Genomic DNA, 12,984 nt, shown 5'->3' with positions numbered 1-12,984 from the left:
AGGAGGGCGGGAGCTTGAGGCTCCCGCCCGGCCTGTATCTTACCAGCGGTAGTTGACGGAGCCGACTATGCTGCGCGGCTCACCGTAGTAGCAGTAGTAGTCACAGCTCGCTACATAGGTGTCGTTCAGCAGGTTGTTGACGTTGACCTGGGCACGCCAGTTCTTGGCGAAGTCATACCCGATCATCGCATCCCACACCGTCTGGGCCGGCACCTGGGCCGAACCGTAGATGGGGGTGTAGTCCGCATTCACGGCACCTATGCCGACGCTGGAGCCGATATAACGCACCCCGGTGCCCACTTCCAGCCCGGAGACCGGACCCTGCTGCACCTTGTAGTTGCCCCAGAAGGAGGCCTGGTGACGCGGGATCAGGCTGGCCTGGCGATCACCGTTGCCGGTGTCGTTGGTCTTGGCATCGGTGTAGGTATAAGCAGCGGTCAGGCGCAGCGCCTCTGTGGCCTGCACGCTCCCTTCCAGTTCGATCCCCTGGGAGGTCACTTCACCGGCCTGGGTCTGCTGGCCGGAGCCGGTAGAGACCAGCGAGTTGGTCTGTTCCAGATCGAACAGCGCCAGGTTGATGTAGCCATCGAGGAAGCTGGGGGCGTACTTGATGCCGGTCTCATACAGCTTGCCTTCCAGCGGCTTGTAGGAGTTCTTGGTGTTCGGGTCTATGCCAGGCAGCACTTCGAACGACTCCGCATAGGCGAAGTACGGGGAGAGGCCGTTGTCGGCCAGGTACATCAGGCTGCCGGAGAGCGAGAGGTTGTCGTCATACTGCTTCTCGTTCTTGCTGGTGGCTTCGCTGATGTTGTGGGTCTCCACATAGTCGAAGCGGCCACCTGCGGTCAGCAACCAGCGATCGTCCCAGCGGATCTGATGCTGGGCGTAGAGGCCGCTCTGACCCTTGGTGTTCTTCTGATAGGTGGCGGTGGACTCGTCAAAGCCAGGGAAGCCGCTGTAATCCGGGTTCATGGTGTCGATGGACCCCATTCCGTAGTTGTCGGCCTCGACCCCTTCGTTCACGTGACGCTGAAGATCTATCCCCATCAACAGGGTCTGCTCGGTGCGATCCGTGTTCCAGTAACCCACCAGTTGGTTGTCCATGGTGGCACTCTTGGTGTCGCCGTCACGGTAGACCAGGCCGCGGTAGGCGGTGGTGCCTTCATAGGTCGGGAAGATATAGGTCTGGCGCAGCAGCAGATCGTTGTAGTTGAAGCGGACGTTCTGCTTGAACTCCCAGGTCTGGTTGAACTGGTGGGCCAGCTCGTAACCGGTGGAGATCTGGGTGTTGCGGTTGCGATCGTAATCCGGCTGACTCAGGTTGGTAGCGGGATCGATCTGGCCGCCCTCGGTATTGAGGGTGCCATAGACGGGGAAGAAGCCGTTGGTGGGCACTCCTTCATCGTGCAGGAAGCTGGCCAGCAGGGTGAGGCTGGTACGATCCGAGATGTCCAGGGTCACGCTCGGCGCCAGGTAGGCGCGCTCGTTGTAGGTGCCATCCAGCACGCCGTCGCGCTCTTTATAGAGCGCAACCATGCGATAGCGGCTGTCGTCGGTCAGATCGTCGGAGAAATCGACCCCGACCTGGCGCAGATCCCGGTTGCCCAGTTGCAGATTGACCAGGCCTTGCGGGGTCGCGGTGGGGCGCTTGCTGATGGAGTTGATCACGCCGCCGGGAGGCGCCTCGCCGTAGAGGATGGAGGCCGGGCCCTTGAGCAGCTCCACGCTTTCCAGACCAAATGGCTCCGGTGTCCAGACATAGTAGCCGGTGCCGAACAGGCGGTTGCCATCGAGGTATTGAGCGGCATCGAAGCCACGCACCTTGAACCAGTCGGTGTTGTTGTCCGAGCCATAGAAACCGGTGAGCACGCCGGAGCGGTAGCGCACGGACTCGTCGAGCTGTTGCACGGCGTGCTGATCCAGCTCTTCACGGTTGACCACGGAGACGGCGCGGGGGGTCTCGGCCATGGGCACCTCGACCTTCATGGCGGTGCCGGTGACCACCATGGTTTCAGCCGCCTTGGGCAGCTCTTTATCCACCGGTTCCGCGGCCAGCACCGGCAGGCTCGCCAGCAGGCAGGAAAGCGGCAACAGCTGGGCCCCCTTCTTTCGCATCACTGCATCTTGGGTATTTTTTTGCGCAATCATATAAGTGTCTCAAATATCAATGAGTTATAAATTGGTTTCTTATTATGGGTGCCCAATGCGGCCGGTCTGCCCGACTCCTTAGGCGAATAAATCGGCACAATGCTACTACAGGAGCCATGATCGAATCGATTCAATAATTGCTAATCATTTGCATCTCTATTGTTACCTGTTGTATCAACGGGTGCCTTTTCCGGCAGAAAGACTCATTCAGGAGGGTGATCAAGAGAAGGGAACACAGAGGAAGATGAAAAAAGATGGCGAGAGCGGCCTCTGCCATAAAAATCGTGAAGGATCCTTATCCCCAAGCTTTATCCATATTTATCCACATCCTTTGGCGGTAGAATCCCGGCTCTCCGTTTCTTTCGATGAGATCAGGATCCATTCCATGGCCAAACTCAATCTTGTCGTCGGCTCCATGCTGGGCGCCGCCGAATATGTCGCAGATCATGTCGCCAGCCTGCTGGAACAGGCGGGCCACCAAACCCGGATCCACAACCCGGCCAGCCTGGCCGAGGTGCTGGCGGAGCCGGATGCGATCCTGCTGGTGATCACTTCCACCCACGGTGCCGGCGATGTGCCCGACAATCTTCAGCCCTTCGCCAAGGATCTTGCCGACCAGCATCCGGATCTCAACGCCTTGAAATATGGGGTGATCGGGCTTGGGGACCGCAGTTATGACACCTTCTGCCAGGGTGGCAAGACGCTGGATCGACTGCTGGCCGAGTGTGGCGCCAGCCGGATCGGGGATCGTCTGGAGATAGACGTGACCCAGCACGAGATCCCGGAAGATGCCGCCGAAGCCTGGATCCAGGACTGGATGCAGATGATCGCCTGATCAGGGCCTGGGAGATCCGGTAAAAACACCTTGATCTCCCCGCTTATCCCCAAATTCCTATCCACCAGGTTATTAACAGATAGATCCGGGAGAGTTGTTCTACAGGGTTACCCACAACGCCCAGGGGTAATGTGCATAACTACAGTGTTAAGCTCTGTAAAACCTATAGTTATCCATGTATGAGATCTAATCCAGTTCTGGTCTGTGTATAAAACCACTGGTTATCCCCCCGTTCACGGCCCTGGGATCCAAGCTTTTCCACAAGCTGGGATCGTCTTTAAACGGATGATCTTTATGATCAAAAAGGGCTTATCAACAGAAACCCCGGATCCTAATAAAAGATCCAGTAAAAGATCGATCTAAAGATCCTTAAGATCTACTAACGGATCCTGCATCCATACTGATCCTGAAGTAGACGTTCCCCTCAAGAGGCGAAACGGATAGAATGATCCGCCCTTCAGCCCAGGCAAATAAAGATCTTCAGGCGTGCAGATCAAGGTGATCCCCAATGCAATACCATGAACAATTTGATGTGATCGTCGTCGGTGGCGGTCATGCAGGAACCGAAGCAGCAACGGCGGCCGCCCGTATGGGCCTGAATACCCTGTTGCTGACCCATAACATCGATACGCTGGGACACATGTCCTGTAATCCGGCGATCGGCGGGATCGGCAAGGGACACCTGGTCAAGGAAGTGGATGCCCTGGGCGGGATCATGGCGCAGGCCATCGATCTTGGCGGGATCCAGTTCCGCACCCTCAACTCCTCCAAAGGGCCCGCGGTGCGTGCCACCCGTGCCCAGGCGGATCGCCTGCTCTACAAGGCCGTGGTGCGCCAGACCCTGGAAAATTACCCGAACCTGAAGATCTTCCAGCAAGCCTGCGACGATCTCGTCATGGACGGGGATCGCGTCGCCGGCGTGGTCACCCAGAGCGGGATCCGCATCAGCGGCAAGACGGTGGTGCTCACGGTCGGGACCTTCCTGAACGGTTTGATCCACATCGGGATGGAAAACTACAAGGGCGGCCGCGCCGGGGATCCACCCTCGATCGCCCTGGCCCAGCGTCTGCGTGAGCTGCCCCTGCGCATCGATCGGCTCAAGACTGGCACGCCGCCACGCATCGATGCCCGTACCGTCGATCTCTCCGTGATGCAGCAGCAGCACGGTGACGATCCTCGTCCCGTCTTCTCGTTCATCGGCAACGCCAGCCAGCACCCGCGTCAGGTGCCCTGCTACGTTACCCACACCAACGAGAAGACCCACGAGGTGATCCGCAACAACCTGGATCGCAGCCCCATGTACGCCGGGGTGATCGAGGGGATAGGCCCTCGTTACTGCCCGTCGATCGAGGACAAGATCACCCGTTTCGCCGACAAGACGGCGCACCAGATCTTCGTCGAGCCGGAAGGCCTGACCACCCACGAACTCTACCCGAACGGGATCTCCACCAGCCTGCCGTTCGACGTGCAGGTGCAGATCGTCCGTTCGATCCGTGGCTTCGAGAATGCCCACATCACCCGCCCCGGCTACGCCATCGAATACGACTTCTTCGATCCGCGGGATCTCAAGGCCAACATGGAGAGCAAGTGCATTCCAAACCTCTTCTTCGCCGGCCAGATCAACGGCACCACAGGCTATGAAGAGGCCGCCGCCCAGGGGCTGATGGCCGGTCTGAACGCCGGTCTGCGCGCCCAGGGCAAGGATGCCTGGCATCCGCGCCGGGATCAGGCCTACATGGGCGTGATGATGGACGATCTCTCCACCCTGGGTACTCGCGAGCCCTACCGCATGTTCACCAGCCGCGCCGAATACCGTCTGCTGCTGCGGGAAGACAACGCCGATCTGCGCCTGACCGCAATTGGTCGCGAGCTGGGCCTGGTGGATGACCATCGCTGGAGCCTGTTCAACACCAAGATGGAGCAGGTGGAGCAGGAGCGTCAGCGCATGCGTTCGACCTGGATCCACCCGCAACACCCGTCACTGGAGGCAGTCAACGCCCTGGTGAACACGCCCCTGACCCGGGAGCAGAGCCTGGAAGAGCTGTTGCGTCGCCCCGAGGTGACCTACGATGCCCTGATGGCCATCGAAGGGGTCGGCCCGGCGCTGGAAGACGCGGCCGCGGCGGATCAGGTGGAGATCCAGATCAAGTACGCCGGCTACATCGAGCGCCAGCACGACGAGGTGGAGAAGCAGCTGCGCAACGAGAACACCCTGTTGCCGCTGGACATGAACTACCGCGACGTGAACGGTCTCTCCAACGAGGTGATCGCCAAGCTGAACGATGCCAAGCCGCAGACCATAGGTCAGGCCTCCCGCATCTCCGGCATCACCCCGGCGGCCATCTCCATCCTGCTGGTTCACCTGAAGAAACACGGCCTGCTGCGTAAAACCGCCTGAGGAATCCCATGCTGGAAAGATTGAACGGCCTGCTCATGCAGGCCGGTATTGTTATCACCGACACCCAAAAGACCCAGTTGGTGCAGTTGGTTGAGTTGCTGCACAAGTGGAACAAGGCTTACAATCTCACCTCGGTGCGGGATCCGGACGCCATGCTGGTCAAGCACATCCTCGACAGCCTGGTGGTGAGTCCTCACCTGCACGGTGAGCGTTTCATCGATGTGGGCACAGGCCCGGGTCTGCCCGGTCTGCCGCTGGCCATCATCAATCCGGACAAGCAGTTCGTGCTGCTCGACAGCCTGGGCAAGCGGATCAACTTCATCCGCCAGGTGATCCAGGAGCTGGGGCTGACCAATGTGACGCCGGTCAAATCCCGGGTGGAGGAGTATCAACCCGAGGTGGGCTTCGATGGCGTTCTCAGCCGGGCCTTCGCCTCCCTGGAGGACATGTTGAACTGGTGTCACCATCTGCCGTCACCCGAGGGCAGCTTCCTGGCACTCAAGGGACAATACCCCGAGCAGGAACTGGCACAGTTGCCTGCCAGCATTCGTCTGGTTGCCACCCATCAGTTGGTGGTGCCCGAACTGGAAGGTGAGCGTCATCTGCTGGAGTTTAAAGCCATCCAGCCCGAATAGGGCCGCCGTATTCATTTAGGGGATAGTGTGGGAAAAGTCATTGCCATAGCCAACCAGAAGGGTGGAGTGGGTAAAACCACCACCTGTGTGAATCTGGCCGCCTCCATGGCCGCCACCCGGCGCAAGGTGCTGGTGATCGATCTGGATCCGCAGGGCAATGCCACCATGGGCAGTGGCGTCGACAAGTACGAAGTCGAACGCACCGCCTATGAACTGCTGATCGAAGACACCCCCATCAAGGAGGTGATCATCCCCGAGACCTCGGGTGGTTATCACCTCATCGCCGCCAATGCCGACGTGACGGCGGCGGAAATCCGTCTGATGGAGTTCTTCGCCCGCGAGATCCGCCTGCGCAACGCCCTGGCCTCGGTACGGGACAAGTACGACTACGTCTTCATCGACTGCCCGCCTTCTCTCAACATGCTGACCGTCAACGCCATGGCCGCCGCCGACTCCGTGCTGGTGCCCATGCAGTGCGAGTATTACGCGCTGGAAGGGCTCACCGCCCTGGTGGATACCATCAGCAAGCTGGCGGCCGTGGTCAACCCGGAGCTGAAGATCGAAGGGGTGCTGCGCACCATGTTCGATCACCGCAACCGGCTGGCCAATGATGTGTCCGATCAGCTGAAACAGCATTTCGGGGACAAGGTCTATCGCACCATCATCCCCCGCAACGTTAGACTGGCGGAGGCGCCGAGCTTCGGTGCCCCGGCCATGCACTATGACAAATCATCGGTGGGGGCCAAGGCCTATCTGGCCCTGGCTGGCGAGATCCTGCGTCGTCAGGAGCAGGAGTCTCAGCCGATCACCGCAGACCGAGAGAGCATATGACGCCGAAGAAACGTGGGCTGGGCAAGGGGTTGGATGCCCTGCTCAGCACCAGCACGGCCGCCCGCCAGAAACAGGTGATGAGCGACCAGCGTACCGAACAGGCCATGGCCCCCACCAACCAGGGCGAGTTGCGCAAGCTGCCGCTGGAGTGGCTGCAGTCCGGCAAGTACCAGCCGCGCAAGGACATGTCTCAGGATGCGCTGGAAGACCTGGCCAACTCGATACGGGCGCAAGGCGTGATTCAGCCGATAGTGGTACGCTCCATCGGCGAGAATCGCTTCGAGATCATCGCCGGTGAACGGCGCTGGCGCGCGTCCCAGCTGGCCAGGCTCGAGGTGGTGCCCTGCATCGTCAAGGACGTGCCCGACGAGGCGGCGGTGGCCATAGCGTTGATTGAGAATATCCAGCGCGAGGATCTCAACGCCATCGAAGAGGCGGTGGCCCTGCAGCGACTGCTGACCGAGTTCGAGCTGACCCACCAGCAGGTGGCCGAGGCGGTGGGCAAGTCCCGCACCACGGTCACCAACCTGCTGCGCCTGAACCAGCTCAACGAGGACGTGAAGCGGTTCGTCGAGCACGGGGATCTCGACATGGGCCATGCCCGTGCCCTGCTTGCCCTGAGCGGCCCGGCCCAGTCAGAGCTGGCCAAGCTGGTCGCCCAGAAGGGGCTGACGGTGCGAGATACCGAGAAACTGGTGCAAAAAACGCTGGAACCGGTAAAAACCAAGGTCGAGCCAGTCCGCGATCCACAGTTTGGTTACCTCGAGCGCCAGATTTCAGAAAAAATTGGCAATCAGGTACAGCTTCAGCCAGGCAAGAAGGATAGCGGCAAGTTAGTAATAAGTTACGATAACTTAGCGGATTTGGACCGGGTATTGGGCTATTTTGGTCTGTCAGAATCGTGATTTTTACGCTTTTTGTAGTAATAAAACATCCATTCCTTTCGATATGAACATAACCTTAATTTCGCGCGGAAAGCCGCAAAAATTAAGGATTTTTGCCATGTTGCAATAGCCGTCTTCACGGGTATAATTTGACCGGCTTTTCGAGCTGTGAACCTGGGGTCTTCGGATCCCGATTTTTTACAGTTCTGTAATGTTCAGGGGTAGGTTGGTGAAACAGAAAGTAGCCTTGGAAGGTTTGACGCTAGCCTTGGCTATGCTCGTTTGTCAGCTCATCCTGATCCTGGCGATCGGTTCCGTCTGGTTTTATCAGAGCGGGGCGCTTGCCGGACGTTCTTCCCTCTTCGGGGGGGGAATGTACTGGGTTCCTCAAGCCCTGTTCACGCTCTGGGTTCTGCGCCGCAAGGTGACGAAAGAGAGCGTGGGCCTGGTTTTGCGGGACTTTTATGGTGGGGCAGGGATTAAGCTCATTACTACAACAGGACTTTTCGCCCTGATGTTTGGCTCCGGGATCGAGGTCGACACCGTCTCGTTCTTCGCCACTTATATCCTCGCCCTCGTTGTACAGTGGATAGTTTCATTCACGCTTAACAACCACTATTAGGAAAACTCATGTCTGCAACCGGAGAAGTCCTGACTCCTCAGGGATATATCTCCCACCACCTGACCCACCTGCAAGTCGGGTCCGGGTTCTGGACGGTGAATATCGACTCAATGATATTTTCCGTCTTGCTAGGCGCCCTGTTTATCTGGTCGTTCCGCCGTGTAGCCGTCAAGGCCACCAGCGGTGTGCCCGGTAAACTGCAGTGCTTTGTGGAGATGCTGGTCGAGTTTGTGAATGGTAACGTCAAAGACATCTTCCATGGTCGGAACCCGGTCATCGCACCGCTGGGACTGACAGTGTTTGTCTGGATCTTCCTGATGAACTTCATGGATCTGATCCCCGTTGACTTTATCCCTCACGCTGCACAGTTGATGGGTGTTCCCTATCTGCGTGTGGTTCCCTCTGCTGACGTTAACATCACCATGTCCATGGCTTTGGGCGTGTTCTTCTTGATCCTGTACTACAGCATCAAGGTCAAGGGTATCAGCGGATTCGTGAAGGAGCTGACGCTTCAGCCTTTCAACCATCCCGCTGCCATCCCGGTTAACTTCATCCTTGAAACCGTCACGTTGATTTCCAAGCCTGTTTCATTGGGTCTGCGACTGTTCGGCAACATGTATGCTGGCGAACTGATCTTTATCCTGATTGCGGGTTTGTTACCCTGGTGGTCACAGTGGATCCTGTCCGTGCCTTGGGCAATTTTCCACATCCTGATCATCACTTTGCAGGCGTTTATCTTCATGGTTCTGACCATCGTCTATCTGTCGATGGCGCAAGAAGACCATGGTTGATGCAACTCAAATAATCCTTTTTATACAATCAATTACATCTAAATAAATGGAGATCCTCATGGAAAACTTGAACATGGACCTGCTGTACATCGCTGCTGCAATGATGATGGGTCTGGCGGCTATCGGCGCCTCCATCGGTATCGGTATCCTGGGTGGCAAGTTCCTGGAAGGTGCTGCTCGTCAACCGGACCTGATCCCTGTTCTGCGTACCCAGTTCTTCATCGTCATGGGTCTGGTGGATGCGATCCCGATGATCGCCGTTGGTCTGGGTCTGTATGTGATGTTTGCGGTTGCCTAAGTCGTCACGACTCACGCAGAACCCATTAACTAACTTAAGAGGACATCGGCTGTGAATATCAACGCCACCCTCCTCGGCCAAGCAGTTGCTTTTTTCATCTTCGTAGTGTTTTGCATGAAGTACGTATGGCCGCCGCTGATCGCTGCCATCGAAGCCCGTCAGAAAGAAATTGCTGATGGTCTCTCTTCTGCCGAACGTGCCAAGAAAGATCTGGATTTGGCCAAGGCCAACGCCACCGATCAGCTGAAAGAAGCCAAGCTTCAGGCTGCTGAAATCATCGATCAGGCCAACAAACGCAAGGCCCAGATCATTGATGAAGCCGCTGTCGGAGCTCAAGCAGAGCGGGAAAAAATCCTGGCTCAGGGCCGTGCAGAGATCGAAGCTGAACGTCATCGTGCCAAAGAAGAACTGCGCAAGCAGGTTGCTGCTCTTGCCATCGCGGGTGCAGAGAAGATCCTGGCACGCCAAATCGACCAGGCTGCCAACAGCGACATCGTCGACAAACTGGTAGCAGAACTGTAACGGGAACGGGGCTATGTCTGAACTGACTACAATCGCTCGCCCCTACGCCAAGGCTGCTTTCGAGTTTGCCGTTGAGCACAAGGCGGTTGACCAATGGCTGGAGATGCTCGGTTTCGCCGCACAAGTGGCAGAGAACGAGACCATCCATGACCTGGTAAACGGCTCCGTGGCCGCCGAAGAACTGGCAAATCTGTTTGTCGGTGTCTGCGGTGAGCAGCTCAACGAGCATGGTCAGAACCTGATCCGGGTGATGGCTGAGAATGGTCGCTTGGGTGTGCTGCCGGCTGTCGTTGCTGAATATGTCGCGCTCAAGGCTGAACTGGACAAAGAAGTTCAGGCTGACGTGATTTCGGCGATCGAACTGACCGACCAGCAGAAGGCCGCTATTCAGGCTTCTCTGGAACAACGTCTCGCGCGCAAAGTGAAGCTGAATTGCAGCACAGATGCGTCCTTGATGGCCGGGGTGCTCATCAAGGCCGGTGATCTGGTTATCGACGGCACGGTCCGCGGTAAGCTGGATCGCATGGCCGACGCGCTGCAATCTTGATTGGGGTATTAGAGCATGCAACTGAATTCCACTGAAATCGCCGAGCTGATCAAGCAGCGCATTGCGCAGTTTGATGTCAAAAGCGAAGCGCGTAACGAAGGTACCATCGTCTCTGTGAGTGACGGTATCATTCGTATCCACGGTCTGGCCGATGCCATGCAGGGTGAAATGATCGAGCTGCCGGGTAACCGCTTCGCTCTGGCATTGAACCTGGAGCGTGACTCCGTTGGTGCCGTTGTCATGGGGCCCTATGCCAACCTGGCTGAAGGGATGAAAGTAAAGGGTACCGGCCGTATTCTGGAAGTGCCGGTCGGTCGTGGTCTGTTGGGCCGGGTGGTCAACACCCTGGGTCAGCCGATCGACGGTAAGGGTCCGGTAGACAACGACGGCTACTCGCCGATCGAAGTCATTGCCCCGGGCGTTATCGAGCGTAAGTCTGTTGACCAGCCAGTCCAGACCGGTCTGAAAGCCATCGATGCCATGATCCCCATCGGTCGTGGCCAGCGTGAGCTGATCATCGGTGACCGTCAGGTTGGTAAGACCGCCATCGCGATCGACACCATCATCAACCAGAAAGACTCCGGCATTAAGTGCGTCTACGTTGCGATTGGCCAGAAGGCCTCCACCATCGCCAACGTGGTGCGCAAGCTGGAAGAGCACGGCGCCCTGGCCAACACCATAGTGGTCGTCGCCTCAGCCTCCGAAGCTGCTGCCCTGCAGTACCTGGCTCCCTATGCCGGTTGCTCCATGGGTGAGTACTTCCGTGACCGCGGTGAAGACGCGCTGATCATCTATGATGACCTGTCCAAGCAGGCCGTAGCCTATCGCCAGATCTCCCTGCTGCTGCGCCGTCCGCCAGGACGTGAAGCTTACCCGGGCGACGTCTTCTATCTGCACTCCCGTCTGCTGGAGCGTGCTTCCCGCGTCAACGTCGAGTACGTCGAGAAGTTCACCAAGGGTGCCGTGACTGGCCAGACCGGTTCTCTGACCGCGCTGCCGATCATCGAAACCCAGGCTGGCGACGTGTCTGCGTTCGTTCCGACCAACGTGATCTCCATCACCGATGGCCAGATCTTCCTGACCACTCAGCTGTTCAACTCCGGTATTCGTCCGGCGGTTGACCCGGGTATCTCCGTATCCCGTGTGGGCGGTGCCGCTCAGACCAAGATCGTCAAGAAGCTGTCCGGTGGTATCCGTACCGCGCTGGCCCAGTATCGTGAGCTGGCGGCTTTCGCCCAGTTCTCTTCCGATCTGGACGATGCGACTCGCAAGCAGCTGGATCATGGTCAGAAAGTGACCGAGCTGATGAAGCAGAAGCAGTACTCTCCGATGAGCGTGGCTCACCAGTCTCTGGTGCTGTTCGCCGCCGAGAAGGGCTACCTCGCCGATGTCGAACTGAGCAAGATCGTCGACTTCGAAGCCGCTCTGCTCTCTTACGCCAATACCCAGCATGCCGAGCTGATGGCTGAAATCAATGCCAAGGCCGACTACAACGACGCGATCGTTGGCAAGCTGACTGCGTTGCTGGATAGCTTCAAGGCAACCCAGACCTGGTAAGCGTGTGTGGCAGCGCAAGCTGCCACCTGATGGAGAGAAGAGATGGCCGGCGCAAAAGAGATACGTAACAAGATCGGGAGTGTGAAGAACACTCAGAAGATCACCAGCGCTATGGAAATGGTGGCAGCCAGCAAGATGCGCCGTGCGCAGGAACGCATGTCTGCCAGCCGTCCGTACGCTGAAACCATGCGCAAGGTGATCGGCCATATCGCTCAGGGGAACTTGGAATACAAGCACCCCTACCTCATCGAACGTGAGGTCAAGCGAGTGGGTTACATCGTCGTCTCCACCGACCGTGGCCTGTGTGGCGGCCTGAACATCAACCTGTTCAAAGCTGCCCTCAACGATATGAAGCAATGGAGCGCGAAAGGTGCCAAGGTTGACCTGGCACTGATCGGTAGCAAGGCCTCCAACTTCTTTGAACGGCACGGCGCCAAGGTGAAAGCCCATGTCTCCGGACTGGGTGACAACCCGAGCGTCAATGACCTGATTGGTTCAGTCAAGGTCATGCTGAAGGCTTACGACAACGGTGAGATTGACAGGCTGTATCTGGTGTACAACAAGTTCGTCAACACCATGGTTCAGCAACCAAAAGTCGATCAACTGCTGCCTTTGCCCGTAACAGAAGACAGCAAGCTCGCCAAGAAACACCACTGGGATTACCTCTATGAGCCGGATCCCAAGCAGCTGCTGGATACCCTGCTGATTCGCTACGTCGAATCCCAGGTGTACCAGGGCGTGGTAGAAAACTTGGCAAGTGAACAGGCAGCCCGAATGGTTGCCATGCAAGCCGCGACTGACAACGCCGGCAACCTGATTAACGATCTGCAACTGGTGTACAACAAGGCCCGTCAGGCCAGTATTACCCAGGAACTGACAGAGATCGTATCCGGTGCTGCTGCGGTGTAAGGCAAGG

Annotated in this window: 13 protein-coding genes; 12 read left to right on the top strand and 1 reads right to left on the bottom strand. The window is 57.7% G+C overall.

What is annotated here, in order from left to right; translation table 11 throughout:
• Nucleotides 1-39 precede the first annotated feature (39 nt).
• The gene (locus tag AC1IN8_RS17855) at nucleotides 40-2,148 is read right to left on the bottom strand and encodes a TonB-dependent siderophore receptor (RefSeq protein WP_202047999.1); all 2,109 of its coding nucleotides are present in this window, start codon (nucleotides 2,146-2,148) and stop codon (nucleotides 40-42) included.
• A gap of 385 nt (nucleotides 2,149-2,533) precedes the next feature.
• Here AC1IN8_RS17855 and mioC point away from each other — a divergent pair, with 385 nt between their 5' ends.
• The 12 genes from mioC to atpG all read left to right on the top strand — a co-directional run bounded on the left by mioC (nucleotide 2,534) and on the right by atpG (nucleotide 12,977).
• On the top strand, nucleotides 2,534-2,983 hold the full coding sequence (gene mioC / locus AC1IN8_RS17850; RefSeq protein ID WP_404837460.1) for an FMN-binding protein MioC: 450 nt from the start codon (nucleotides 2,534-2,536) through the stop codon (nucleotides 2,981-2,983).
• 508 nt (nucleotides 2,984-3,491) lie between these two features.
• The gene (gene mnmG / locus AC1IN8_RS17845; RefSeq protein ID WP_139437145.1) at nucleotides 3,492-5,381 is read left to right on the top strand and encodes a tRNA uridine-5-carboxymethylaminomethyl(34) synthesis enzyme MnmG; all 1,890 of its coding nucleotides are present in this window, start codon (nucleotides 3,492-3,494) and stop codon (nucleotides 5,379-5,381) included.
• Between the two features lie 8 nt (nucleotides 5,382-5,389).
• Nucleotides 5,390-6,016, top strand: coding sequence for a 16S rRNA (guanine(527)-N(7))-methyltransferase RsmG (rsmG, locus tag AC1IN8_RS17840; RefSeq protein ID WP_106887825.1), 627 nt, complete (start codon nucleotides 5,390-5,392; stop codon nucleotides 6,014-6,016).
• A gap of 27 nt (nucleotides 6,017-6,043) precedes the next feature.
• Nucleotides 6,044-6,847 (top strand): ParA family protein, encoded by an 804-nt coding sequence (locus AC1IN8_RS17835; RefSeq protein ID WP_202048001.1) that lies wholly within the window; start codon nucleotides 6,044-6,046, stop codon nucleotides 6,845-6,847.
• Entirely contained in the window at nucleotides 6,844-7,752 is a 909-nt protein-coding gene (locus AC1IN8_RS17830) for a ParB/RepB/Spo0J family partition protein (protein WP_479759936.1), read from the top strand. The genes AC1IN8_RS17835 and AC1IN8_RS17830 overlap by 4 nt, the downstream gene beginning before the upstream one ends.
• Nucleotides 7,753-7,942: 190 nt before the next feature.
• Nucleotides 7,943-8,353 carry an ATP synthase subunit I gene (locus AC1IN8_RS17825; RefSeq protein ID WP_162519234.1) on the top strand — a complete coding sequence of 137 codons (411 nt, stop codon included), beginning with the start codon at nucleotides 7,943-7,945 and terminating at the stop codon, nucleotides 8,351-8,353.
• Between the two features lie 8 nt (nucleotides 8,354-8,361).
• On the top strand, nucleotides 8,362-9,144 hold the full coding sequence (atpB, locus tag AC1IN8_RS17820; protein WP_025328868.1) for a F0F1 ATP synthase subunit A: 783 nt from the start codon (nucleotides 8,362-8,364) through the stop codon (nucleotides 9,142-9,144).
• 58 nt (nucleotides 9,145-9,202) lie between these two features.
• Nucleotides 9,203-9,442, top strand: coding sequence for a F0F1 ATP synthase subunit C (atpE, locus tag AC1IN8_RS17815; protein ID WP_010672265.1), 240 nt, complete (start codon nucleotides 9,203-9,205; stop codon nucleotides 9,440-9,442).
• Nucleotides 9,443-9,493: 51 nt separating this feature from the next.
• Nucleotides 9,494-9,964, top strand: a complete 471-nt coding sequence (gene atpF, locus AC1IN8_RS17810; protein WP_139437153.1) for a F0F1 ATP synthase subunit B — start codon at nucleotides 9,494-9,496, stop codon at nucleotides 9,962-9,964.
• A gap of 13 nt (nucleotides 9,965-9,977) precedes the next feature.
• Nucleotides 9,978-10,511, top strand: coding sequence for a F0F1 ATP synthase subunit delta (atpH, locus tag AC1IN8_RS17805; protein WP_139437155.1), 534 nt, complete (start codon nucleotides 9,978-9,980; stop codon nucleotides 10,509-10,511).
• 15 nt (nucleotides 10,512-10,526) lie between these two features.
• Nucleotides 10,527-12,068, top strand: coding sequence for a F0F1 ATP synthase subunit alpha (atpA, locus tag AC1IN8_RS17800; RefSeq protein ID WP_005326253.1), 1,542 nt, complete (start codon nucleotides 10,527-10,529; stop codon nucleotides 12,066-12,068).
• Between the two features lie 42 nt (nucleotides 12,069-12,110).
• A complete protein-coding gene (gene atpG / locus AC1IN8_RS17795) occupies nucleotides 12,111-12,977 on the top strand; it encodes a F0F1 ATP synthase subunit gamma (protein WP_041206629.1) in 867 nt (288 codons plus the stop codon).
• The last annotated feature ends 7 nt before the right edge of the window (nucleotides 12,978-12,984 follow it).

This window comes from Aeromonas sp. 130281 (assembly GCF_056642115.1).
This window is presented reverse-complemented; position numbering and strand designations above follow the sequence as displayed.